General features: G+C 59.4%; 26 protein-coding genes and 2 pseudogenes. 16 read left to right on the top strand and 12 right to left on the bottom strand.

Annotation, left to right across the window (positions count from 1 at the left end):
• Window positions 1–72 precede the first annotated feature (72 nt).
• The 4 genes from U0025_RS17835 to U0025_RS17820 all read left to right on the top strand — a co-directional run bounded on the left by U0025_RS17835 (window position 73) and on the right by U0025_RS17820 (window position 5,542).
• A complete protein-coding gene (locus tag U0025_RS17835; RefSeq protein WP_004208819.1) occupies window positions 73–3,687 on the top strand; it encodes a TonB-dependent receptor domain-containing protein in 3,615 nt (1,204 codons plus the stop codon).
• 13 nt (window positions 3,688–3,700) lie between these two features.
• Window positions 3,701–4,294 carry a biliverdin-producing heme oxygenase gene (locus U0025_RS17830; RefSeq protein ID WP_004208817.1) on the top strand — a complete coding sequence of 198 codons (594 nt, stop codon included), beginning with the start codon at window positions 3,701–3,703 and terminating at the stop codon, window positions 4,292–4,294.
• Window positions 4,278–4,700 (top strand): YbaN family protein, encoded by a 423-nt coding sequence (locus U0025_RS17825; RefSeq protein ID WP_004208816.1) that lies wholly within the window; start codon window positions 4,278–4,280, stop codon window positions 4,698–4,700. The genes U0025_RS17830 and U0025_RS17825 overlap by 17 nt, the downstream gene beginning before the upstream one ends.
• 212 nt (window positions 4,701–4,912) lie before the next feature.
• Window positions 4,913–5,542: an energy transducer TonB family protein gene (locus U0025_RS17820; RefSeq protein ID WP_051156885.1), complete on the top strand. Its 630-nt coding sequence runs from the start codon at window positions 4,913–4,915 to the stop codon at window positions 5,540–5,542.
• Between the two features lie 1,219 nt (window positions 5,543–6,761).
• On the opposite strand, the gene U0025_RS17815 is transcribed toward U0025_RS17820, so the two are convergent.
• From U0025_RS17815 to U0025_RS17800, 4 genes are read right to left on the bottom strand one after another with little or no spacing between them, the layout of a single operon-like run.
• Window positions 6,762–6,944 carry a hypothetical protein gene (locus U0025_RS17815; RefSeq protein ID WP_004208814.1) on the bottom strand — a complete coding sequence of 61 codons (183 nt, stop codon included), beginning with the start codon at window positions 6,942–6,944 and terminating at the stop codon, window positions 6,762–6,764.
• A 9-nt stretch (window positions 6,945–6,953) separates the two neighbouring features.
• A complete protein-coding gene (locus tag U0025_RS17810; RefSeq protein WP_004208813.1) occupies window positions 6,954–7,736 on the bottom strand; it encodes an SDR family NAD(P)-dependent oxidoreductase in 783 nt (260 codons plus the stop codon).
• Between the two features lie 11 nt (window positions 7,737–7,747).
• Window positions 7,748–8,938, bottom strand: a complete 1,191-nt coding sequence (locus U0025_RS17805; RefSeq protein ID WP_004208812.1) for a zinc-dependent alcohol dehydrogenase — start codon at window positions 8,936–8,938, stop codon at window positions 7,748–7,750.
• Complete coding sequence (locus tag U0025_RS17800; RefSeq protein WP_004208811.1) at window positions 8,938–9,513, bottom strand: SRPBCC family protein; 576 nt, start codon at window positions 9,511–9,513, stop codon at window positions 8,938–8,940. The genes U0025_RS17805 and U0025_RS17800 overlap by 1 nt, the downstream gene beginning before the upstream one ends.
• 255 nt (window positions 9,514–9,768) lie before the next feature.
• Here U0025_RS17800 and U0025_RS17795 point away from each other — a divergent pair, with 255 nt between their 5' ends.
• On the top strand, window positions 9,769–10,455 hold the full coding sequence (locus U0025_RS17795; RefSeq protein ID WP_201038998.1) for a DUF6766 family protein: 687 nt from the start codon (window positions 9,769–9,771) through the stop codon (window positions 10,453–10,455).
• Window positions 10,456–10,588: 133 nt separating this feature from the next.
• Here the strand turns inward: U0025_RS17795 and U0025_RS17790 are convergent, their stop codons facing one another.
• Window positions 10,589–11,488, bottom strand: coding sequence for an NAD(P)H-hydrate dehydratase (locus U0025_RS17790; protein ID WP_004208809.1), 900 nt, complete (start codon window positions 11,486–11,488; stop codon window positions 10,589–10,591).
• Complete coding sequence (locus tag U0025_RS17785) at window positions 11,485–12,249, bottom strand: histidine phosphatase family protein (RefSeq protein WP_004208808.1); 765 nt, start codon at window positions 12,247–12,249, stop codon at window positions 11,485–11,487. The genes U0025_RS17790 and U0025_RS17785 overlap by 4 nt, the downstream gene beginning before the upstream one ends.
• A 145-nt stretch (window positions 12,250–12,394) precedes the next feature.
• Between U0025_RS17785 and U0025_RS17780 the strand changes: the two genes are divergently transcribed.
• Complete coding sequence (locus tag U0025_RS17780) at window positions 12,395–12,604, top strand: hypothetical protein (protein WP_004208807.1); 210 nt, start codon at window positions 12,395–12,397, stop codon at window positions 12,602–12,604.
• A 274-nt stretch (window positions 12,605–12,878) separates the two neighbouring features.
• The gene (locus U0025_RS17775) at window positions 12,879–13,622 is read left to right on the top strand and encodes a Crp/Fnr family transcriptional regulator (protein ID WP_004208806.1); all 744 of its coding nucleotides are present in this window, start codon (window positions 12,879–12,881) and stop codon (window positions 13,620–13,622) included.
• Between the two features lie 271 nt (window positions 13,623–13,893).
• On the opposite strand, the gene U0025_RS17770 is transcribed toward U0025_RS17775, so the two are convergent.
• The 6 genes from U0025_RS17770 to U0025_RS17745 form a co-directional block, all read right to left on the bottom strand.
• Window positions 13,894–14,190 (bottom strand): Crp/Fnr family transcriptional regulator, encoded by a 297-nt coding sequence (locus U0025_RS17770; RefSeq protein WP_323156736.1) that lies wholly within the window; start codon window positions 14,188–14,190, stop codon window positions 13,894–13,896.
• 56 nt (window positions 14,191–14,246) lie between these two features.
• Window positions 14,247–15,610 (bottom strand): IS3 family transposase gene (locus tag U0025_RS17765; protein WP_139278864.1). Its coding sequence is split into 2 segments (ribosomal slippage): window positions 14,247–15,260 and window positions 15,263–15,610, totalling 1,362 coding nucleotides; the frame shifts between segments, so codons are not numbered across the junction.
• Between the two features lie 46 nt (window positions 15,611–15,656).
• Window positions 15,657–16,331, bottom strand: coding sequence for a hypothetical protein (locus U0025_RS17760; protein WP_004208804.1), 675 nt, complete (start codon window positions 16,329–16,331; stop codon window positions 15,657–15,659).
• Between the two features lie 260 nt (window positions 16,332–16,591).
• Window positions 16,592–17,023, bottom strand: a complete 432-nt coding sequence (locus tag U0025_RS17755) for a hypothetical protein (protein WP_004208803.1) — start codon at window positions 17,021–17,023, stop codon at window positions 16,592–16,594.
• 398 nt (window positions 17,024–17,421) lie between these two features.
• Complete coding sequence (locus U0025_RS17750; protein ID WP_004208802.1) at window positions 17,422–17,871, bottom strand: DoxX family protein; 450 nt, start codon at window positions 17,869–17,871, stop codon at window positions 17,422–17,424.
• A gap of 53 nt (window positions 17,872–17,924) precedes the next feature.
• Window positions 17,925–18,203, bottom strand: coding sequence for a BufA1 family periplasmic bufferin-type metallophore (locus U0025_RS17745; RefSeq protein ID WP_004208801.1), 279 nt, complete (start codon window positions 18,201–18,203; stop codon window positions 17,925–17,927).
• Window positions 18,204–18,385: 182 nt separating this feature from the next.
• On the opposite strand from U0025_RS17745, the gene U0025_RS17740 reads away from it, so the two are divergent.
• The 9 genes and pseudogenes from U0025_RS17740 to U0025_RS26125 form a co-directional block, all read left to right on the top strand.
• Complete coding sequence (locus tag U0025_RS17740) at window positions 18,386–18,925, top strand: sigma-70 family RNA polymerase sigma factor (protein WP_004208800.1); 540 nt, start codon at window positions 18,386–18,388, stop codon at window positions 18,923–18,925.
• On the top strand, window positions 18,922–19,563 hold the full coding sequence (locus tag U0025_RS17735) for a DUF1109 domain-containing protein (RefSeq protein WP_004208799.1): 642 nt from the start codon (window positions 18,922–18,924) through the stop codon (window positions 19,561–19,563). The genes U0025_RS17740 and U0025_RS17735 overlap by 4 nt, the downstream gene beginning before the upstream one ends.
• A gap of 131 nt (window positions 19,564–19,694) precedes the next feature.
• Window positions 19,695–19,964 (top strand): BufA2 family periplasmic bufferin-type metallophore, encoded by a 270-nt coding sequence (gene bufA2 / locus U0025_RS17730; RefSeq protein ID WP_004208798.1) that lies wholly within the window; start codon window positions 19,695–19,697, stop codon window positions 19,962–19,964.
• 61 nt (window positions 19,965–20,025) lie between these two features.
• Entirely contained in the window at window positions 20,026–20,856 is an 831-nt protein-coding gene (gene bufB, locus U0025_RS17725; RefSeq protein ID WP_004208797.1) for an MNIO family bufferin maturase, read from the top strand.
• Window positions 20,853–21,629 (top strand): HvfC/BufC N-terminal domain-containing protein, encoded by a 777-nt coding sequence (locus U0025_RS17720; RefSeq protein ID WP_004208796.1) that lies wholly within the window; start codon window positions 20,853–20,855, stop codon window positions 21,627–21,629. Before bufB ends, U0025_RS17720 begins: the two co-directional genes overlap by 4 nt.
• Before the next feature lie 206 nt (window positions 21,630–21,835).
• A pseudogene (locus U0025_RS17715) lies at window positions 21,836–22,139 on the top strand (IS110 family transposase); the annotation flags it as partial.
• A gap of 129 nt (window positions 22,140–22,268) precedes the next feature.
• Window positions 22,269–23,171: an iron-containing redox enzyme family protein gene (locus U0025_RS17710; RefSeq protein ID WP_048938974.1), complete on the top strand. Its 903-nt coding sequence runs from the start codon at window positions 22,269–22,271 to the stop codon at window positions 23,169–23,171.
• Window positions 23,172–23,174: 3 nt separating this feature from the next.
• On the top strand, window positions 23,175–23,522 hold the full coding sequence (locus tag U0025_RS17705; protein WP_004208794.1) for a response regulator: 348 nt from the start codon (window positions 23,175–23,177) through the stop codon (window positions 23,520–23,522).
• A gap of 114 nt (window positions 23,523–23,636) precedes the next feature.
• Window positions 23,637–23,887, top strand: a pseudogene (locus U0025_RS26125) (IS630 family transposase); the annotation flags it as partial.
• Between the last annotated feature and the right edge of the window lie 150 nt (window positions 23,888–24,037).

The following is a 24,037-nucleotide window of genomic DNA, read 5'->3' as shown; positions in this document are numbered from 1 at the left end:
TTTGCATTTGCAAATTGCCTGACAGGCGGTTGCGCGGGGCAGCGCCGAAGAAGATTTAGGGGCTTTGCATTCATGCGTTCATCCGTTTCAGCACGCCAGCGTCTGCTGGCGATTTCGCGCCATACCCTGCTGGCCGGTTCGGCGCTTGGCATTGCGGCGACCATGCCGGCATTGGCACAGGCGCCTGCCAGCAGAACCGCCTCCTCTACACGGAGTTTCGACATACCGGCGCAGTCGCTGCGCGATGCGTTGCGCCAGTTGATGCGGCAGGGCGGTGTGCAGATCGGCTTCGAGGCCGCAGATGTCGAAGGCAGGATATCCCATGCCGTTACGGGCAACATGAACGCAAATGAGGCTTTGTCGCGGCTTCTCTCCGGCACGGGCCTGTCCTTCCGTTACCTCACATCCGGGTCGGTCATGCTGGAACGCGCGCCGCAGGTCAGCGAGGGAACGGTTCAGCTTGGCACGTTGCGGGTGCAGGGCATGCAGGACAGTGCCGGCAGCGGCCTCGCCGGTGACAATGGGCGCGTGGCGGGGTGGGACGGCACCAAGGAAAGCGTCTTTCGCACGCCCGGCTCCGTCAATGTGATAAGCCGCGAGACGCTGGAGGCTTATCCGGCCACGGCGCCGGCAGACATGCTGCGCGGCACCCCTGGCGTCATTTCCGGCGAGGCTCGGACTAGCGGGGGACTGGATGTCAATATCCGCGGGCTCCAGGGGCAGGGCCGTGTGCCCGTCACGGTGGATGGTGCGATCAACGGCACGACCGTCTATCGCGGCTATCAGGGCACCAGCAATCGCAGCTTCGTCGATCCTGATTTCATCAGCCATGTCGCGATCGTGAAAGGGCCGTCCAATGGCAATGCCATTGCCGGGGGCATTGGCGGATCGGTGTCCATGACGACCCTGAGCGTGGATGACATCGTCCCGGCCGGCGACACCATGGCCATCCGCATAAAAGCCTCGCTTTCCAATAATAATGTCGAGCCCGGATCGAACATGATCCGATCGATCATCCAGCCCAACCATTTCTATGGCGACACCATGGCCGCGACCCGCGAACGGGATCGGCCTGGTTTCCTCAGCCCCGCAGGCGGGGCGGCCAGCTTCGTCTTTGCCCGCAAGGGCGAATTGTTCGACATTCTCGCGGGCTATTCCGTGCGTCGAACCGGCAATTATTTCGCCGGCCGCCAAGGCAAATATGCGCCGCGCGAGACCGGGACGCCCTCGCCTTTCTGTGCGGCGGGTAGCCCGGAAAGGCAGATGCAGGAATTGTGCGACCGCGCCGTCGCCTTCTACGACATCCATGGCTCGACGCCCTTTGCCGGCGGAGAGGAAGTCTACAATACATCGAACGATACGGAATCCGTGCTGGTCAAGGCCGCGATCCGCCCTGCCGACGATCATGTGCTGGAACTGGGCTATGGTGGCTATTGGAGCATCTTTGGCGAAAATTATCCCGGAGCGCTCGGCAGTGCGACGGGGGCTGTCTATCAGAACCAGATCTTGTCGAAGACCAGTCTCGATCGCTTCACGGCACGCTATCGCAGGAACCCGGAAGGCGACCTGATCGACCTGAAGCTCAACGGCTGGATATCCAAGCTCAGGGAAAATGCCCCTTCGCTCGTCAACAGCGATCCGGCACGCCGTTATGTCGACAGTTGGGGAACAGATCTCACCAACAGCAGCCGGATATTGACGCCGATCGGTCTGTTTTCTGCCGACTATGGGGCGTCATTCCTGCATGAAAAGGCGGGGCCGATCGGCACTTGGCAGATGAACGGATGGACACCCCCCGGCCGGGAAGGATCGCGCAGCGAGTACAGCCTGTTCACCGACATGGCGCTGGAACCGGCCGAGTGGCTGCGTTTCAATGCAGGCGCGCGCTATCAGGAATATTCGCTGAAGGACCGCCAGTCCGGCACGGTCTATTATTCCGAGCTTCTCAAGCGCGGCGAGGATGCGTTCAACTTCTCATTAGGGGCGACCCTGATGCCGGTCGACGGCCTGCAACTCTTCGCCAACTACAAGCGGGCGGCGCGTCTGCCTTCGCTGATGGAAGCGACCAGCGGCTTCTTCTACATCGCCAATCCCGACCTGCACAAGGAAGAGACCCGCAACTGGGAGATTGGCGCCAATTATACCCGCACCGGCCTGATCACCGACAAGGATGAGTTGGGACTGAAGCTCGCCTGGTTCGACAATGACGTCGACGGCTATATCGCGCGCCGCTACATCCTCCAGCGCGGATCGATGCAGGTGTACAATATCGATCGCGCGCTGTTCCGGGGGCTGGAAGCCACCCTCAGCTACGAAAATGGCGGCTTCAGCATGGAGGCAGGCGCGACCTATTATGACCGCATCCGCTTCTGTCGTCCGGGCGAAGCCTGTATTGCCAGTTCGCTCGCCTCCGACTTTGCCACCAACTATATTCCACCGCGATGGGCAGCGAACCTGTCCGTCAATCAGCGCTTCCTGGATGACCGGGCGATGCTGGGCGCACGCCTGACCTATATGGGCAAGCGCCCGATCGGGGCGGAAAAGCCGTCGAGCGGCTATATGCCGCTGATCAGCCAGATCGCCTGGCATCCCTATACCCTGCTGGACATGACCGGCAGCTTCAAGCTGATCGATGCGCTGCTCATCAACTGGAGCATCGATAACCTTACCGATCGCTATTATAATGAACCGATGAGCCTGGGCTACGTCCCGGCACCGGGACGGACCTTCCGCATCGGCATGACCAGCACGATCGGATCGAAGAACGGGCTGTGGCCGGCCAACTGGTTCGGTCGGAGCGGCAATGCCGACCCGACGGACTGGACCGGCCCCTATGTCGGTGGGCAGATCGGCTATGGCTTTGGCCGGACCAGCGGCACAGTCACGGACGGTGCGGGCAATCCCGCCGATCTGGAAAATGGCAGCCGCTACAAGGAAAATATGCGCAATTTCCTGGGTGGCCTCCATGCAGGTTACAATTATCAGTTGCCCAGCCGCGTCGTGCTGGGCGTGGAGGCCGATATTTCGGCGGGCGACCTTGGCAACTGGTCCGGCGTGCTGGTGCAGCAGACCGACAATGACGGCTATAATGTCGCATCCCTGCGCGCCAAGGGCACCCTGGAATCCGACACCCGTTACCAATGGGATCGCCTGATCACCCTGCGCGGGCGGCTTGGCTATTCGCTGGGACAGACGCTGCTCTACGGCACCGGTGGCATCGGCTGGCTGCGCGAGACCCAAACCCGCAACCAATATCGTTCCGGGCCGACCACCAACAACGACGAAAAGGGCATTGGCGGCGAACTGGAGCATTATTTCTTCGAAAAGGATCGCAAGACCCGCTCCGGGCTGGTCCTGGGGGCGGGCATGGAGCGCGACATCGGCAAGCGCTGGTCGCTGCGCGCCGAATATTCCTATGCCCGTTTCCAGAAGAAGCAATTCTCCTTTGCCAATGCCCGATCCGGCGCGGCGCTGGACTATGGCTATTATGAGACGGTCGGCTGGCAGGAGGTTCCGGCCCAGACCATTGTCTGGGACGACGGCACCGTCTTCGAATTCCCCGCCTATACCGCGCCGATCAACGAATATCGGGAGGTCACCGGTACCTCTACCCTGGTCGAGGGGCGCAAGCATCGTAGCGATGCGGATATGCACAGCATCCGCATCGGCATCAGCTATCATTTCTGACGGAAAGACCATCATGACGGCACCGACACTCGAACTTTCCCGTGCGCAGAGACTGAAGGAGCGTACGCGCGACACCCATCAGAGGCTTGATACGTCGATCATCACCGCTGCGTCCTTCGATACGGTCGAAGCCTATGCCCGCTTCGCCATGGTCCAGTATCTTTTCCACCGCGATATCGAGGCGCTGTATCAGGATAAGAACCTCCAGGCACTGCTGCCCGGCCTTGCCCAGCGGTGCAGGCTCGGACTGATCGCGGCGGATCTGGCGGATCTGGGCCAATCGCTGCCGCAGGCTGACAAGGCACCGGCCTTTCCGGCAGGCGAGGCTGCGGATGTCGCTACGGCGCTCGGCTGGCTCTATGTCGCGGAAGGATCGAACATGGGGGCAGCCCTGCTGCGCAAGGAAGCCGCGAAGATCGGCCTGTCCGATACCCATGGCGCCCGTCATCTGGCGCCACCGCCTGAAGGCCCCGCTGCCCATTGGCGAACGTTCACGGCGGCTCTGAACGATGTGGACCTGTCGGCTGTTCAGGAGACCCACGTCGTGACTGGCGCCAACGCTGCCTTCGCCCGCGTACAGGCACTGGTCGATGCCCGCATTGGCTGAACCGCCCACGCCGGACCTGTTGCGACGCGGGCGTGGCTCCCGCGTCGCCTGGCTCATACTGGGCCTGCTGCTGGTCGGCATCGGCTTTGTCGGCATCTTCTTGCCGCTGCTGCCGACCACCGACTTCATGCTGCTGGCGCTGCCCTGTTTCGCACGCTCCTCTCCCCGGCTCGAGGCCTGGCTGCTGGACCATCCGCGCTTTGGACCAGCGATCCGTGCATGGCGGCGCGACCGGGCGGTTCCGCGTCATGCAAAGGTCATGGCCGGCCTGGGCATGGCTGTGGGCTATGCCATCTTCTGGCTGCATGTACGGCCCAACTGGCTCGTCTCGCTTGGGGTCGCCGCCTTCCTGCTTTTCTGGATCATATGGATCGCGCGGCGCCGGGAACCGGAAGCCGGGCAATGAGGCACGCAGATTGTGCCGACGCGGCGCAGCGTCTTGCGGATAGGGCGAGCAAGGGCTCTGCGGGCTGCATCGCCCTGCAGTCCAGTGCCTCTCTGCCACCGCCCATTCCACAGCACGGACCTGCAAGCGGTAAACGCCAGGCCCATCATGGTCGCTATAGTGACCGGCCGATCCATTGGCACACGCGCCTGTCCGGAATATCGGGCACGGCCATGATATTCGCGCTGATGCTGGGCTGCGTCGCGTTCCGTTGGCAGCGGCAGCCCATCATTGCGACAGCCAGTCCGCCGCTGGTCGTAACCCTCCAGCCACTCGCCGCCCCGCCCGAGCCGGTGGAGGAAGTGCCTGAAGGGCCGAGACAGGTCGAGCGCCGGCAGCAAAAGGCGCAAGAGCGCCTTCTCCCGTCTCCGCCGGACATTCTCCTGCCCCGCCTGGCGCCATTGTCCCCGCCAACCCATGATCCGGTGGAACCTGCGCAGGCCGTCGATCCCATTCCAGAGACCATGGCGCCAAAATCCGTGCCGGCACCGCCCGCAAGGCAAGCGAGCAGCAGGCAGGACATGACATGGGAAGCCGCGCTGCTCGCCCATCTGGAAAAATATCGTCGCTATCCGGCCACAGCCAGAAATCGCAGGGAACAAGGCGTGACCTATGTCACCTTCCATATGAACCGGGCCGGGATGGTCCTGTCCAACAGGATCACGCGCTCATCGGGATCGGTCTTGCTCGACCGGGCAGCTTTGGAGACGCTCAAACGCGCGCAGCCTCTTCCCCCTATACCAGCGGACAGAAGCGATCCGCTCGAACTTTCGGTTTCCGTCGAGTTCTTTATCAACCGTTGAAAATAGGGCTCGTCTGTCGTTTCCGGCAGCCCCTTGCTGGGGGCACAGCCACCGATGTTTCGCTCCTCACCGCAGCCCGTCAACTTCCCTTCGCGGATATCCAGGATTGGCCGTAAGGCGACTGTCCGGTCCGTAATCGAGTTGCGGGGATACCATGGAAATACCATGATCAGGGTGTGGCTGACAGTACACCCCCGGGGACGATGGGCTATTGGAAAACTCACGTTTTCCGCCATTTCCTGGATGGCGCTGGATGCTTCTGTATAGGGGGGAAAGAACAAATGGTGCCGGGGACGGAGCATTTGTCATGACAAACCTTTCCGATCTTCCGATCACATTTCACTACAGCAACTAATCCATACAAGTTATGCTACCAGTATCGAAAAACTATAATTTAGGTTCGATCTCGAAGTCAAATCTTTTATCAACACGTCTACAAATTTACTAACGCATCTCCCCGCAGATCATAAGATTGCATTCTGCTCTGCTCAGCTGGATCTTGCTTGGGCAGGTGCATCCGCGGGGGGCCGACTGGCGCCGCAGCATTCTTGGTTTGCAATTGGCGGGCTATGGGAGGTCGCCTCCCGAGAGGCCAGCGATCAAGGGCTGCGCTTCCAATCGTGTTGGCCGGGGAAATTAACGAGCTTACAGCAAAGATAGCCGTCAAACTCTCGATCTCGCCTGCAACGTCTTTGAGCCCATCATTCTGCACTTTCCGCCTGAAACGATCGATCTCAACTTCGAACGGCCCCTGCGCCCACTTGCCCAGCAGGCGCTCAAAGGAATTAACATTCTCCGAACCGTCCCGTCCGGAATTCCAGACCAAAGGAACCACCGCCGGGCGCGTGCATCAACATCTGCCAAGCAGTCACGTGCGGAAGGAATCCGTTCATACAGGGCGATCCAAGCCTAATACGACTGCGGCCAAGCAGCATCAGGATGTCGGCGGCAACTGCGACGAACGTCTCAAGCCGACCCGCAGTATCCCGCACGCTCTCGGAGCGTGAGCACGGAAAGACCAAGAAACTGAATTTAAGATTTCGACGAACAATTTTGTCATTGGCCGAGAACGAAAATGCCGAGCAACAAAATATGCCCCTGATGCCTGGCCCGAGTCTGCATCGCTTAGGAGAGCAACCCCATGTTGATCGATCCGTTCGACATCAGTTGTAAGAGGGGTTGCGCGATTGCGGGCCTTCAGCGATGGTTGTGAAAGATTTCAGTCCGGACGCGCTCGATCGCGATCCTCGACGGGATAGTCCTCCGGCTTTACCGTTCCGACATTGGGTCTGTCCTCGACCTCTTCGACCGGCTTCCCCTTGGGCCGATCATCCTCAGCCTCATGGTCAGGACGAGCATCGCCAAGCGGCCCTCGCGCTACCTTGCGGATATCTTTAGACATCTTAGCCTCCTATTGCGCAGTGTCGGGCTCGGCCATCTTGCGATGCTGCTCAGCCAACATGGATTGAGGAATGATCCCCGCTGCCGCGACCTGCAGCTTGTTCGAGAATCCGGAAACGATATGGCCCTTTCCCGCCAAGAGCGCGTCCCAGCCATCCTTTGCAACCTTGGCCGGATCGGCTTTGTTGTCGTCGGCACCCACCGAAGTGTCGGCGCCCAGGCCAGCCCGGTCGAAAAATTCCGTGTCGGTCACGCCGGGCATCAGCGTCGTCAGCGTAACGCCCTCATGTTCCTTCAATTCGTTGCGCAAGGCTTCGGTAAAATTGTCGATGAAGGCCTTGGTGCCGTTGTAGACCGCGTTAAAACTGCCGGGGATGAAACCGGCGATCGAGCCGGTGACCAAGACCTTCCCCTCATCGCGCGCGACCATCTGTCCGAGCACCTTTTGCAGAAGGTAGATGGTGCCGGTGATATTGGTGTCGATGACATGGCGCCAATCGGGCAGTTGTTGGTCGAGAAAAGCATGTCCCAGGCCATGTCCGGCATTTGCGCAGAGCACATCGACCTGTCGCCCGCCGGCTCGATCAAGCAACTGATCGACGCCTTGCACAGTGGAAAGATCGACCTCGAGCGTATCGACCGCGACGCCAAAACTTGCGAGTCCAGCCGAGGCACCGGCAAACGGCGTGTCGGCAACGACGAGGAGATCATAGCCATCTGCGGCCGCCAGTTTTGCCAATTCAGCGCCAATCCCGCTGGACGCGCCGGAGATGATTGCGAATTTACTAGCCATGTCTTTTCTCCTCACGCCGCAACGCGATCAAAGGCGGGCTTCAGCACGATCTTTGTCACCTCATTCTGCTGATCGTGGAACATTTTGTAGCCTTTGGGAGCATCCTCCAGCCCCATGCGGTGCGAGATGAGGAAGGTCGTATCGATCTTCCCTTCGACGATCGCATTCAGAAGCGCGGGCATGTAATGCTGGACGCTGGTCTGGCCGGTCTTGAGCGTCAGCCCCTTCTCCATGAAGGCGCCCAGTGGGAATTTATCGACAAAGCCGCCATAAACGGCTGGCATGGAGACGCGTCCACCCTTGCGGCAGGCATGGATCGCCTGTCGGATCGAATGGGTTCTGTCGGTGCCAAGGAACATCGATGCCTTAATCTGATCGACCACATTGTCGAGGAAGAACCCGTGCGCTTCGAGGCCAACGGCGTCGATGACTGCGTCGGGACCGATGCCGCCAGTCATCTCCATCAGCGCCTCATATGTCTTCGTTTCTTCATAGTTGATGGTTTCCGCACCGAAGCGCTTCGCTAGCTCAAGGCGATGAGGAAAATGGTCGATCGCGATCACCCGATGCGCGCCCATCAGGAAGGCGGACTGGACCGCGAAAAGGCCGACCGGTCCGCAGCCCCAGACCGCGACGGTGTCGCCCGGCTCGATGTCGGCATATTCGGCCGCCTGCCACCCGGTTGGGAGAATATCGGAGAGGAACAGGACCTGGTCATCTTCCAGCCCATCGGGAACAACTATCGGCCCGACGTCGGAAAATGGCACACGGACATATTCGGCCTGCCCACCTGCATAGCCGCCGGTCAGATGGCTGTAGCCGAACAGTCCGGACATTGGTTGGCCATACATTTCCTGGCCGATATCCTGATTGTCGGCGGGATTGCCGTTATCGCAGGCGGAATATTGATGCTTGCCGCAATGGTAGCAGTTCCCGCAGGCGATGGTGAAAGGCACCACGACCCGCTGTCCCTTCTTCAACGTCGATTTTGCACCGGTCTCGACCACTTCGCCCATGAACTCATGGCCGAGTATGTCGCCGGCTTTCATGGTCGGGATGTAGCCATCGTATAGATGCAGGTCCGAACCGCATATTGCGGTCGAACTAATCTTGATGATGGCATCGCGCGGATTGAGGATTTCAGGGTCGTCGACGGTATCGACGCGGACATCATGCTTGCCGTGCCAAGTGAGCGCGCGCATCAGTTCTTCTCCTCGGCAAATTGCTGTGCAGTACGGGCGGCAGTGGCGACCTCGCCGGTTTCCATGAGCTGTTTGAACCGCCGCAGATCGCGCCGTGCCTGAATGGCCGGTTCGCGCTGGAACATCTTGGCGACGATTTTGCCGATGAACCCGGCGGGCGGATCATAGGCGATGGTGGCCGTGACGATTGTGCCGCGTTCGCCCGCGTCGCGAAATTCGATGCGACCGCTATTGGTGACGTCAGCGCCTTCGACAGAAGCCCAGGCGATCAGTTCACCGTCAATCTCTTCGGTGATAATAGCGTCCCATTCTACGACCTTTCCCGCCGGCGCCTTGACGACCCAGTGGGAGCGGTCAGTGGCAAGAATTTCCACGCGCTCCACATTATCCATGAAGCTGGGCAGCTGGGTGAAGTCGCGCCAATAGGCAAAGAGGTCGGCGCGAGGGCGGTTGATGGTGACGGACTTGCCGCTAAAGCTTTCATGGCCCGCCCCCTCGATAGCTGTTGCGGCCTCCTTTTTCTGCTCGATCGACTTTGCAGCGGTCGCATGGGCATCGTCTGTCGCATGGCTCATGGGTATAGCTCCTTGGACATAGGAAAATAGGCTGCGCCAGCATGAGGGCGCAGCAAGGGCGATCCTTGGTCTCGCCGCTACTCAACGCGACTGCCGCAGCAATAGACCCATAGCGCCGGGATAAATCTTATTGATGGAGATCAGTGTTGGTGCCGCAGCGGGTGCCGGGGTCCGCGATAAATGGCTTGGTAAGGCGCTTCCGGCGCGAATACCTGTCACCTGCTTTAGGAACGGACGTTAGCAAGAGCCGTTAGCTTGAGCGTCCTCAACTCGTCCGATTGGAAAATGGTCATGCTGCGAAACAACGGACTGACGCTCGTCTTGCTGTTGTTGTTTGGTATAAGCATCATAGGACAGTGGGTCGCCGGCTGGCATGTTCAGATTGAGGATGCGCGCCGCCATGGTGAGCAGGCGCTAGCACTCAGCGCCTACAGCTTCAGCCCCGAATTTCTCTCAAGCGTCTTTGAAAATTGGGAGAGCGAGTTCCTTCAGATGTCAGCCTATGTAGTGTTGACCGCTTTTCTCATCCAGCGCGGTTCGGCGGAGTCCAAGGACCCGGACGTCCCGCCGCGAGACGCAGACCTTGACCTCCAGGCCAGCAAGCCCGGCGCACCTAGAATCTTGCGATGGGGACCAATTTGGCGCGCTCTCTACGCGCAGTCGCTCGGTTTGACTCTGGCTGCCCTCTTTATTGCTTCGTTCGTCATCCACTGGACACAAAGCGCCAAGGTCGCGGCGCAAGAGGCCATCGCGCACGGAGAAAAACCACTGGAGACATTGGCCTATCTTGGCGACGCACAACTCTGGTTTGAATCCTTCCAGAATTGGCAGAGTGAATTTCTCTCGACGGCCGTCCTTGTGTTTCTCTCGATCTTCCTGCGGCAGCGAGAGTCGCCCGAATCCAAGGCTGTTGCGGCGCCCCATAACCAAACCGGAGAATAGCCTTCTGCGGATCGGCCGCAGTCCAGAACTTTTTCCTTTGCTGCGATTATTCAGCTAAAACCCCTATGCCAGTGCATACGCTTTCACGAGCGATCACCCCAGGGGAGCAGCAGAATAGCCGAACCGGATGCCATCACCTTGTGGACGTCGTAGCAACCTGTTCATCTATTATCGAAGGAATAAGCGGCAGAAGCTCCCGCGCAAGAAAACCGATCTGTCCAACCTTCTTCGCCAGGATCGTTCCAGCGGGACCGTGAATCCACACCCCCCAGGCGGCTGCCGTGAGCGGAGAGGCGCCACGCGCAGCAAGGCCACCGACAAGACCGGCGAGTACATCTCCCGAGCCACCTGTGCCAAGCCCAACACAACCGCCAGTGTAGGCGAGACATTCTCCCTCAGGGGATGCCAGGTGGCTTCTACCGCCCTTGAGCAGAATAACAGCATTCCAGCGAGCAGCCATTTCAATGGCAACTGAAGCGGGGTCCGCTTCAACCGCTTCTATAGACAAGCCGCTTAAAGCAGCCATTTCACCATGATGCGGGGTGAGAATGACATTTTTCCCGTGCAATCGAGACTGATCGAGCTTGCGCAGCGCGACGAGAGCGGCGGCATCCAGGATGAGACAAACAGGAAAGTCGAGGCGAGCGAGCATATTTTCGATGAATGCTTGGGTGCTTACTGAGGTGCTCATGCCTGGTCCCAGAACAAGAGTGTCGCAGTTTGCCATTCGCGTCACGAGCATTTCTGCGGCCTCTGGCGCGATTTCCCCATTTTTGTCGGCAGGCAGGGCAATCATGGCAGCCTCGGGAACTAACACGCCCAGAGAGAGTGCGGAGGATTGCACCGTTGCCAGTTGGAGCTTTCCTGCGCCGGCGCGCAAGGCGGCTTCGCCAGTAAGGCGAAGCGCGCCGGGCACGAATTCAGCGCCTCCGACTACGAGAACACGGCCGCGGCCATTCTTATCGGCGCCATGCTCAATGGCCGGCAGTGGGTGCCGTAGAAGCCATGCTTCGTCGAGCGCGTCGCAAGTCATCCGCGAGCGCCCGCGATGGCGTCGGGCGCGCGGGTGACAAGCATGTCTTCCTGTTCGACCGGGGCAGTCACATTGTAACGAATGAGGGATAGCCCACCACGTTTGCCTTCGCCCTCATCAAACTGATATTCGGTGATCGCACAATTGGCGACGTCTGCCTCACGATCAATCTGTAGTATCTCGGCCTCGGTCATCCCTTCGATGATATAGCGCAGACACAGCACTACCACCTGGTGGGTGAAGACCATTACATGCCGGTCAGCATGATGCAGCGCGATCGTATCCATAACTGATCGCAAGCGTAGTATGACGTCACACCAGCTCTCGCCACCTGGCGGACGATGATAAAATTTCCCCAGGATCCTGCGAAACTCGGCCTGCTGCGGTTCAATGCTACGTATTCCTGTAGCGGTTAGCCCGTCGAGGATCCCGAATTCCTTTTCCCGCAGCCGTTCATCAAAAAGAATTTCGATGTCGTCCTCGCAGCCTCCGGCGCTACGGAAAAGATCCGCGGTCTGGCAAGCGCGCCGATAGGGCGATGCGAGGAGTACATCAGGACGCGCACCGATTGTCCGTGTGGAATACCAGCGACCGAGCGCGCGAGCCTGATCGCATCCAAGGTCGCTCAAAGGTACGTCGGCATCGCGATCCGACAAATTTATGCGTTCGATATCAGCCTGCATGGCAGCGTCGCGTGCGACATTGCCTGCACTCTGGCCATGACGAACAATCGTCAAGGTCCTGGGCCAATGCATCTGCATCACCGCGTTTCTCCTTTGCCCAGAAATGGATGGGCGGCGCAAATGATCCCGCTTCCTGCGCAGCAGGAGATTGGGATCGCGGATATTTCCTGGCGGCATCGTGTTGAAGCCAGTGAGAGGAGCCGGGAAAGGCCAGGTATTTCAGATGCGTGATGATGTCGAAGCACTGACGCTGATGGCGGAGGAGATTGCCCTCCTAAGGGATCTCGCCAGACAAAATATGAGCGATCCAAGCTGGGTGCTGGTGCGCGCCTGTGCTGAACATATGAACGATATCATGGACCATTTCACACAGGATGAAGGCCATATGCGGGGAGAAATGCCCTGGTGGCGCCAATTTCAAGAAAGGTCCTGATCATGCTGGATCGTGAGTTTCTCAGTACCCGCTTTCGAAATAGCAGCTGGCATCTTCCAAATTGGGAACGATGCCTGGCATATTGATCGAAATCAGGGCTGTGGGCCTTATGCGTGATCGGATGAATTCGTGCGCTTGAAGCCTGCAGAGCGGATCGGATAAACTGCATCAATCGCATTGAACTTTCGGTGAAAAATGCTGGCTTTTGACTGATCCTTGTAAGTGCGCTTGGTTAGCGAATGGCGGATGGACACTCCGGACCTTCGGAGAGATCATGCTGCCACCTTATCATCGCCTTGAAGAATTCGTGCCTCTCACGCCTGCGGAAACTCGGATCGCAGAAGGGTGGACGAGCAGCAAGCGGTCCGTAAAGCGGCATCATATCATCCGCCGAGAAGGCGACCAGGTTGCCGGCGTCTTCTTCCTTCTGGCGGGGTGGGTCGGCTCCTCTGTGATGCTGCGCGACGGTCGTCGACAAATTGTCAAAGTGCATCTGCCGGGCGACATGCTCGGCTTCCCCAGCCTTTCCCTCGTCCATGCTGGCGAAACGCTGGAAGCCCTTACAGATGCAGTTATTTGCCCTATCCCAAATGCCGCCATCGGCAAATTGCTGATGGACAATCCGCGTCTTGCTACAGGCCTGTTCCTTAGCACGCAGAAGGAGCGAGTGGCGCTCATGCAGAAACTGTCCTGGCTGGGCGCGACCTCCGCGCTCGAGCGGATGGTAGCGTTTCTCCTTGACCTGTATGATCGGGCGAAATCGTCAGGGCTGGCGAAGGAAAACCGGTTTGAGGTTCCCCTCACACAGCAACAACTCGGTGAACTGCTTGGTTTGACTGCTGTGCATGTCAATCGGACCCTGAAGCGATTGGATAGCAGCGGATTGCTCGAGCGGCGCAAGGCGCTGGTGAGGCTTATCGATATTGAGGGACTGCAGAAAATGACGGCGAATATTCCACCATGCTTCGCCCATCATGATGCATGGGTCCGGCTAGGGAGTCCGTCATCAGATGCATGATAGACATCCGATAGAGCAATCGCCGCCAAAGGAGGATCAACGGCGCCATTGTAGGTTTGGCCGCCCCCAGCGCCAATGGCGCTGATTCAGTCCGGCTTGGGTTTGAGCTCAAGCATTCCTACACGCCGGATTTTTGCGAACCGATAACGCCGATCATCCTCACCGGGCCGATCATTCATGGGCGAGACAATAATGGTCAAACCGCGCGATAGCAGCGGCGACGCAGGCATCGTCGCTTCGATTTGATTACGCACGCCGCCACGAGGTCAGCCTATGCCAAAGATTCCAATGTCGCATCGCTCAGATGCTCCGGACGGTCAGACGGATAATCGTCGGAAAGCCTCAGATGGAAATAATTTGGGTCGAAGCCGCAACTTTGACGCAGAGCCCTAACATCAGGGACGAAGAGCTGGCCGTTGGCCATTTCGATCAAGCCCTCCTTGCGCATTCGTTGAAGCATGCGGTTGACATGCACAGCAGTCAGCCCGCTAGCATCGGCGAGATCTTCCTGAGTAAGCGGTAATGCGAGGCGGGCGCTCCCAAGCCCGATTGTCCGTCGTCGAAACATTTGGCACAGATGGGATCGTGGATTAGCGGAGAGCGGGCCTCGTCTGGGGCTTGATGTTAGGCGGCGAGCTTGCGGTGAAGCAAGCGGCGATGTTCGATGGTCTTTCGCTTGATGGTTTCGCGGCGCCTGATGATGGCGGGAGCCCTGCCGAAGTAGGCGTCTGCCGGGGTCACGTTGCTCAGGCTCTCGTGGTAGCGCTGGTGATTGTAGTGCTCCACGAACGCCTCGATCTGGGCCTCGAGGTCGCCGGGCAGGAAGTAATTCTCCAGCAGGATGCGGTTCTTCAAGGTCTGGTGCCAGCGCTCAATCTTGCCCTGAGTTTGCGGATGCAACGGGGCTCCGCGAACGTGGCTCATCTGCTGGGCCTCGATGTACTCGGCGAGTTCGCCCGCGATGTAGCCGGGGCCGTTGTCCGATAACAGCCGGGGCTTGTGCAGCACCGTGGCACTATCGCAACCCGAGGCCTTGAGAGCGAGGTCGAGCGTGTCGGTGACGTCCTCGGCGCGCATGTTGGTGCACAGCTTCCAGGCGATGATGTAGCGCGAATAGTCGTCGAGCACGGTCGAAAGGTACATCCAGCCCCACCCGATGATCTTGAAGTAGGTGAAGTCTGTCTGCCACATCTCGTTCGGCCGGGTGGTCTTCGTGTGGAACTGGTCGGCGGCCTTGATCACGGTATAGGCCGGACTGGTGATCAGGTCGTGCGCCTTCAACAGGCGGTAAACCGTGGCCTCCGACACGAAGTAGCGCTTCTCGTCGGTGAAGCGCACGGCCAGTTCGCGGGGGGAGAGTTCGGTCGCATCAAGCGCCATCTCGACGATCTGCTCGCGGACATCCTCGGAAATGCGGTTCCACACCCGGCCTGGCGCACAGGGGCGATCCTCCAGCGATTCGGGGCCGCCTTCGAGGAAGCGATCATACCAGCGGTAGAACGTCCGGCGGGGAATGCCGAGCTTATCCAGCGTGTGCTTGGCGGGCAGGTGCGACTGCTCGACGATCCTGATGATCTCCAGCTTTTCTGCGGCAGGGTACCTCATTCGTCGTCGCCCCCATCCGCGATCATGCTTTTTTTGAGCAGACGGTTTTCCAGCGTCAGATCGGCCACGCATTCCTTGAGGGCACGGGCTTCGCGGCGCAGGTCCTGAACCTCGCCCGTTGTCGCACTGCGGGCGGTGTCACCGGCAAGACGGCGCTTGCCGGCTTCCATGAACTCCTTCGACCAGGTGTAGTAGAGGCTCTGGGCAATGCCTTCACGCCGGCACAGTTCGGCGATGCTGTCCTCGCCGCGCAATCCGTCGAGCACGATGCGGATCTTGTCTTCGGCCGAGAAATGCCGCCGCGTCTGTCGGCGAATATCCTTCACCACGGCTTCGGCAGAGGCCTTCGTCGGCGATTTTCGCAAGGAGGGTTTGGGCTTCATCTGCGTTCCTTCGTCACTACGACGAAGCCCAAACCCTCCTTAAATCTCAACCCATAATCTGTGCCATGGGTGCTGACGCCGGACAGTCGATGACCTCCTTCCCAACCCCGAGATAGTTGTAGGCAAGATCCTTGCGCCCATGGTCGAGAACCTGGGCGATAACCCAGGTCCGGTCATGGATTGTGATCGGAACGCCGGTATTTTGTGAAAGCTCGTCTTCAAGCGCTGCGCGCTCCTTCGATTTGATATACTGGCTCGTCACGCAAACGATGCGGTCGTAGCTGCGGCCGGTCTTTATGAGCCCGTCAACATCCTCGCGGATCTTTCGCTTCCATTCTCCCTTGGCGCTGAATGCAAAGCCCCAGCGTTCGCGGCCCGAATTGGCTTCGCCCTCAAAGAAGATATCGCTGAGTTCGTCGGCAACGGGAAAGCTCTCGCCATCGGCCTTGCTGTCACCGCCGCCATCTGGACCGGTTTGCGCTCTAAGGTTGGGACAGATCGCGCGTTCGCAGAGTTTTCGGCAAAAGATCTCGAAATCGTGAGTCTGGTTACGCCGGGTCAGCGTCTCAAGGTGATAATCGAAGACCGCCCTGTCGAGCTCATAGTCCGTCCGACCAGCGGAGTCGGAATAGATTTCCGGCCGCCTCTCCCGCAGGAACTGGGACGGCAGGATGCCGTGAGAATCATCGTCGGAATCGGTCGGGGCAGAAGCGCTCGCCATGGGAACAAGATTAGAACAGGTTCGCGCGTAGGTCCATGCTACTGGCCACCGGATCGGGGCATTACCCTGTCATCAAGACGAACCTGGATACTCCTCGACGTCCAACAGCTGCTCCTGCATCTTGCCTTCGACGAAATAACCAAGGTCGTGGCGAATATGTCCACAGCGCAAAGAACGATTGCTCGCATAGCGAGGCAAGAAGCGCTTCGGACTCTGTCAGCCCTTCGGATTTTGTGAAGCGCATTCGCCGTAACCCTTACTCAATCGTGCGTGAGGTGCCCGAAGGCCATTGCTTCCGTCAGCACGGCGTGCGCCTCTTTGACCAGCGTAAGGTCGCGATCCCACTGCCCCTCTGGTCCGCCTGTGAATTTTTCTCCGTGAAGAAAGCTATTCCGCACGCGACATACGCCTTGAATTATCAACTCGTGCACGTTGGTGAGCGGCGCGGTTTTCTCTGGTGACCAAGTCATGTCTGCCATCAGTCGACGCGGTGGATCGCCAATGAGTGTCTTGGCGATCTCCTTCTTGACAATATGCGCGAAAAAATCCGTGCCGAGATCGCCGGCGAATGAGTCCCAGTCCGCTTCGGCGACGTCCTTGTTCTTTCGAAGGTAGTCGGAGCGCTTGAGCGCATATTCCGTCCGCCCGAAATCAAGTGCGAACGCTTTGGCGGTTTCGTAAGGGTTTTCCATTGCGCCGCATATTTGGTGCAAGCTCCCCACTTCCCGCAAGCCTTAAGGCAACAATCGCGATTGTTGCTGATTGCGCTTCCCCGAACCCCAGCGGCAGCTTCTGGCAGAACCTACCGCTGGCCGCTCGATCGGCGTAATCTGGCCGGGAGCCGTAGGAATATCGGACGGTCTGCAATTGGGAAGCGAAATTTGCTCGCTGAGCGTCCGACTAGGGTCGGTTGTGATGCATCCGACCACCCGGCCGTGGGATCATTCCGCCGTCCCAACTGGCTTGGCCCAACGACAGCTTTTCATATCATCTGGCGTTCGCAGTCCGCCCTGCGAAGCCGGCCTCCCGTAAACGCGGCGCGGGGGAATATCGGTCGCGGCAAGGCAAAATTCCTGGCGCTAGCTAGGCCTCACATCCTTGATCGGGGAAAAATGAGCGCATCCATGGAGAAGATGCCGCCGCCACGGGCGACAAGGGGAAGCAGGATCGCGGCCCAGCTGAGATGGGTCGGCCATGCTTCGGGATAGACAAATGTCTGGATAACCAGGGCCATGCCCAGCAGGGCGAGCGCCGAAAGCCGTGTGAACAGGCCCAGCAACAGCAATATCGGGAAGAGATGCTCCGCCCAGGTCGCCACTGTTGCAGGAAGGTCGGGGGGGACGATCGGCAGGGCATATTCGGTGCGGAACAGCTCATATGTGCTGTCAGTGATGGTGATGATGCCCTCCACCTTCGTTCGCCCCGACAGGAAGAATATGGCCGCAATACCCAAGCGGGCGACCAGCAGCAGCAGTGCATCAGGCAGCAGTGCCTCGATCCGCCGAACGAAGACATCGCGCATTTTCAGGGACAGACTCATCGTTCGTCTCCAGGAGGGATGGCCGGGACGGAATGGCGCCCCGGCCGCCATTGTCAGGCCTTGGGGGAAAGCGCGCCGTTGCCCTTGGGCGTCTTGATCGATGTACAGGTGCCGGCCTTCACCAGTTTCCAGGCATTGCCTTGATAGTCGACCTTCGACGTACCCGCGCAGCTGGTGCCGGGGCCGGCCGCGCAGTCATTCTTGCCGGCGAGCGAGACGCCGTAGCATTTTTCCATCTTCGGCTTCGTCTCGGCATGGGCGGAGGACGCGGCGAACGCGGTCGCCGAAGCGATGGCGATGCTGGCGGCGATCGCCGCATGAGTGGTACGCATGATGATATCCTCTTCGATCCGTCGCCTCTGCGCGCGGTGACCGGGGGGAAGGCGGGAAGCCCGTGTCACATAGGCGGGTTCGGGGAAGAACAACCTGCGGTTACAATCGAACGGCGCAGAAATTTTCGTCGATGCTGTAACTGATGGCCGGTTCGGCCCGAACATGTGGGCGAGGAGATTGAATGCAGACCACAGAGGAGCATCTGCGCGCATTGATGATTGATGGGCTGGACGGTGATCCCGCCGCCCATGCGGCATTGCTGCGCCTGCTTGTTCCGCTGCTGCGGGGTTTCTATCGGCGCCTTGTTCGCGGCGCCGACGACGATGTCGAGGATATGGTGCAGGACACCCTTATTGCCGTTCACACCCGCCGCGCGACCTATGATCGCGGCCGTGCCTTCACCGCCTGGCTCTATGCAGTCGCTCGTTACAAGATGATCGACCATTTCCGCCGTGTCGGCAGGTTGCGGCCGATCGACGATCTAGAAGACTTGCTGGTCTCCGAAGAATTCGAGGCAAACAGCATGGCGAAGCTCGACATAGACGATCTGCTGGAGCAATTGCCGCCCAAGCAGGCGCGGATGATCCGCGCAACCCGGCTGGAGGGATTGAGCGTCGCCGAAGCGGCAAGTGCGGAGGGCATAGGCGAATCCGACGTGAAGATTTCGGTGCATCGCGGGCTGAAGGCGCTGATGGTGCGGGTGCAGGGGGCAATGCGATGAACACGGACGATCTGATCCGGCATCTTGCCAGCGATACTCGCCCGGTGGCCCGAAACAGCGTCGCGCGGCGGCTGGCCATCGGTATCATCGTTGGCGGGATCGCATCAGCGCTTCTCATTCTGGCTTCGATCGGCATCCGCCCGGATCTGGGCACGGCCATGCAGGGTGCGTCCTTCTGGATGAAATGGGGATATACTTTCTCCCTGTCGATCGCCGCACTGGTGACGACGGCCCAACTCGCGCGCCCCGACAGCGGTCGATTGCGCGGATTGTGGGCGCTTGCGATACCCGTCCTGCTTCTTGCGGCGGTCGGCCTGCTCGAACTGGCGCGCACGCCCTCGTCGCAATGGCTGGCAATGTGGCTCGGCCATAGCTGGAAGAGTTGCCCCTGGCTGGTCCTGTCGCTGTCAGCCCCGATCTTCGCCGGTTTGCTATGGTCCTTCCGCAGGCTCGCCCCGACCCGGTTGCGCGCGGCCGGAGCGGCCGCTGGCCTGTCAGCGGGGGCCTTCGCGGCAACAGTCTACTGTATCCACTGCCCCGAAGTGTCGGCGATTTTCGTCCTGACCTGGTATTCGCTGGGAATATTGCTCGCGACCTTGCTCGGCATGCTGGTCGGGCCGCGGCTGCTGCGCTGGTGAAGCAGAAGCCGCGCCATTGCGCAGCATGTTGCCATCGGTTCGGTAAATTTCTGGCGCCTCTGTAACCGGGGGCCGCTGCAGGCCGAAAGACAGGGGCCAGATTGGCTCAACATTATTTCGGAGAAATCATCATGCTCACCCATAACAGCGGTATCGGCATGGCTGCTTCGGCCGCCGCCATCGCGATCGTTTCAGCAGCAGCGGCACCGGCCGTGGCGCAAGACAGCGGGGATACGAAAGTCGTTCACTGCTACGGCATCAACAGCTGCAAGGGCACGTCGGACTGCAAGACCGCCAGCAACGAATGCAAGGGGCAGAATGTCTGCAAGGGGCATGGTTTCAAGGCCATGACCGTCAAGGCGTGCAAGGCCGCCGGGGGCAGCCTGACCGAGCCGAAATGACGTTTCAATGCCCGGCGTGCACAGGCGCGCCGGGCAGCCTTTATCAGCAGGAAGTTTACCCATGATCCCCTCCTTCTCCGGTTTCGGACTTGGCCTGCGCAAACAGCATTATGCCGACTTTCTGGACCATCGCATCGCGGTCGATTTTCTTGAGGTGATCTCGGAGAATTTCATGATCGACGGCGGTCGGCCGCGACATATTCTGCGCGATGTTCGCGCCCGCTACCCCGTCGCCCTGCACGGCGTATCCATGTCCATCGGCTCGGCCGACGGTCTTGATCGGGCCTATCTCAACCGGCTTCGCGCGCTGGTGGATGACGTCGATCCGCTGTTCGTGTCGGATCACCTGAGCTGGTCGCGGATCGAAGGCTTCAACTCGCACGATCTGTTGCCATTGCCCTACACGGAGGAGGCGCTCGATATCGTAAGCTCCAATATCGACCAGGCGCAGGATGCGCTGGGCCGTGCGATGCTGATAGAGAACCCGTCGACCTATATTGATTTCGCTCCGGCAGACATGACCGAATGGCAGTTCATCGACGCCCTGTGCGCGCGAACCGGCTGCGGACTGCTGCTCGATATCAACAATGTGTTCGTCAGCGCTAGCAATCACGACTTCGATCCTGTCGCCTACCTCGACGGCGTGCCGCATGACCACGTGCGCCAGATTCATCTCGCCGGGCACAGCCATGGCGACCACCTGCTGATCGACACGCACGACCAGGCGGTGCCGCCGTCCGTGTGGCAGCTCTATGCGCATGTCCTGACAAAACTTGGGCCGGTCGCGACGATGATCGAACGCGACGATGCCATCCCGCCGCTGGCCGACCTGCTGGTGGAGCTTTCCACCGCGCGCGGGATTTCCGCCGGGAAGATGGAGGAAGCGGCATGAGCCTGCTGGCGCTTCAGCGCGACATGCGAGACTGGCTGCTACGGGAAGACATGGCTGCCGCCGATCGCATCGGTGCGGCGGCGGGGCCAGGCCTTGCCGTCTATCAGAATAATTACCGCACCCAGCTTGTCACCTGTCTGGAACTCAGCTTTCCGCGCACCCGTGCGTGGATCGGTGAGGATTTGTTTCTTCATGCCGCCGTGCATCATATCGACAGCGTCCCGCCGAGCAGTTGGACATTGGACGCATATGGACGCGATTTTCCGACGACACTTGCACGGCTTCACGCTGACGATCCTGAGATAGCGGAAATCGCTGGTATCGAGCTTGCACTGGAAGAACTGTTCGTCGCAGCCGATAGTCCCGCCGTTGGGCTGGACGGTTTGGGCAATGTCGACTGGGATCGCGCGGTGTTGACGTTTTCGTCGTCGATCGAACTTATGCACCTTCAAACCAATGGTTTTGTCATATGGTCGGCTCTGGTTGATGAGAAAGAACCACCCGCGCCGCAATATCTGGATTTGCCCGATATGGTCATTTTGTGGCGTCAGGGCGAGCAGTGCCGCATCCGGACTATCGACGACGGCGAATTGCAGGCGCTGCTCAAATTGCGTCGTGGCATGACATTCGGCGCACTGTGCCGCGACGTCGCTTTGTCGCTCGGGGAAGAGGCAGGAATGATGCTTGTTGGACGGTGGCTGGGTCTTTGGCTTTCCGACCAAATGGTCGTTGCCATAAACGATCGCGGGCAAGCTGTGCCGCCGTGCTTATAGTCCGGTGTTAAGACCGCGTTTTGCAGATACGGCTAGCGCGGCTCTCTTTGCAGAACGACGAAAATCGGTCGCCAGTTTGCCGACAAAGCGAAAGGTTTGCATCTGGTGACCCGTATCCCGACTCTGAGCGTCTCATAATGATGACGTGGACGGCTCTCCAACCCTCCCGCAGTCTGACCTGCGTATGAGTCGGAAGGAGAGCTCCAATGGGAACGGTCACGACGATTGGTTTAGACCTGGCGAAGAACATGTTCCAGGTGCACGGTGTGGATGCATGCCAATGGTGCAGCGGTATTGCGCCAGCGATTGACGCGCGATCGTTTGCTGAAGTTCTTCGCGAAATTGCCGTCTTGCTTGATCGGAATCGAAGCCTGGGCCTCATCACATTTCTGGGCGCGTCAGCTCATCGCTCTGGGTCATGATGTCAAGCTGATGCCCGCTTAGTATGTGAAGCCGTACGTCAAACGCGGAAAGAACGATGCAGCGGACGCTGAGGCGATCTGCGAAGCAGCCGTGGAAATGATCGGTTTCACATTTTTAGATTGACCAGGCTTAGCACTGCGCCTGGTTTCATTGATCCTGATCAATATGATTTTCAGGAACGAGAGTCAGCCCTCCAGGATTATTCCGCCATATCATATGAAAGGACTGGATGTGGCTACGCAGCTCAAAGCTGACGGATCTCAATTTCTGCAACAGGAATTTCAGGAGGTGCTGAGCCGCTGGAATCGCGAACGGCTATCGCCCACTTTTCCAGAGGACATGTCAGCTAGTCGCTTCGACAATGATCGCCATATGCTTCGTCTGGAGATGGGATTTCTTGAGGAGTTGCGGCGGGAAGTCATGGTTGAGGCGCGCGAGGCGCCAACGGACCCTGATCGCTTCATCGCCTGGTTCGAGAATCTCAAGGCGAGTGGGCCTGGACAGCATGACCGTCTTTTCCCGTGGCTCGCTGAACAGGCGGACCGAGATGAGCTTCGATGGTTCCTGTCGCAGGAAGCTGCGGGCGAAGCAGGTTTCGACGATCTGGTCGCAATGACGCAAGTCAAGCTGCCGGCGCGCGCCAAGCTCGAACTGGCGCGCAATTACTGGGACGAGATGGGCCGGGGTAACGCGAAGGGCATGCATGGGCCGATGCTGGGCCAGCTGGTCGATACTCTCGACCTCGATACGCGTATCGAAAATACTGCCTGGGAAAGTCTGGCGCTCGCCAATGCCATGACGGCCATGGCCTCCTTACGTTGCTATGCTTGGCACAGCGTCGGCGCCCTGGGAGTGATCGAGCTTACCGCGCCCGATCGGTCCGCGTATACTGCCAGGGGGTTGAAGCGCGTCGGCCTGTCTGGGTCCGAACGACGCTATTTCGATCTCCATGCCGTACTCGATATCAAGCACAGCCGTGAATGGAATGATGAGGCAATCTACCCACTGGTCGCGGAAGATCCCCGCCGTGCAACCGCCATGGCGGAAGGAGCGCTGATCCGCCTGCGCTGCGGGGAGCGTTGTTTCGAGCGATATCGTGCTCATTTCGGATTGGCCTAAAAGATGAGTAACCGCATCCTGCTGGTCGAGGACGACCCTGCCGTCGCCGCCGTCATCGCTAACATATTGGAGGACGCCAACTATGCGGTAGACGGGCCTTACCAAACGCTCGCCGACGGTATCGCTGCCGTGGCTGAAGATATGCCGTCCGCTGCTGTGCTGGATATTCGGTTGAAAGATGGCGACGTCGGCCTTTTGGCAGGTGATCTTGATCTGTACGGCATCCCCTATGTCTTTTGTTCAGGCGCCCCGGACTTCGCGTTAATGCGCAAACATCCCACTGCCCCTTTGATCCTTAAACCGCTGCTTCCGACCGAACTTGAGCGCATGCTTCAAACTATGCTGCACTGAGCGCCGGCAGGCCGAACGCGAGGGATCGCCCACGGCGGCGACCGGCAGATTTTTTGCCCTGGGAACTGGGCTGCAACCGGAGCGTCGAACTGAACAGATATGCTTGGCGATCGTCGCGCCTATTGGACCAGGCATCCGCGTTGTACCTTCCATTTCGTCTCGACGACGTGCCCATGGCTCAATGCCGTCGACCGCTTTTCGCTAAGCTCACAGGTCGCGGTCGAAAAGACGGCATATTTCATTCCGTCGTCGATCTGCAGGCCGCCATCAACCTCTTTATCAAGGAGAATAACGAGGCCCCCCGCCCTTGCATCTGGAAGGTCGATCTGGACGAAATTATGCACGGGCACCAAATGTCGGATTCAACCCACTGGCCCAGACAGCTGGCGCTCTTCGCATCCCCTTTTTTGGTAGCCTCTCGGGGCGCTACGCCCACCCAGCTATTGACCAGCGTACCAGCCTGCCAGCGCCTTTGACCAAAATGGCCACTCCACCCCAATCCATCTCGATGGAAA

Source organism: Sphingobium yanoikuyae, from assembly GCF_034424525.1.
In the GTDB taxonomy this organism is placed as follows: Bacteria; Pseudomonadota; Alphaproteobacteria; order Sphingomonadales; family Sphingomonadaceae; genus Sphingobium; species Sphingobium yanoikuyae.
This window is presented reverse-complemented; position numbering and strand designations above follow the sequence as displayed.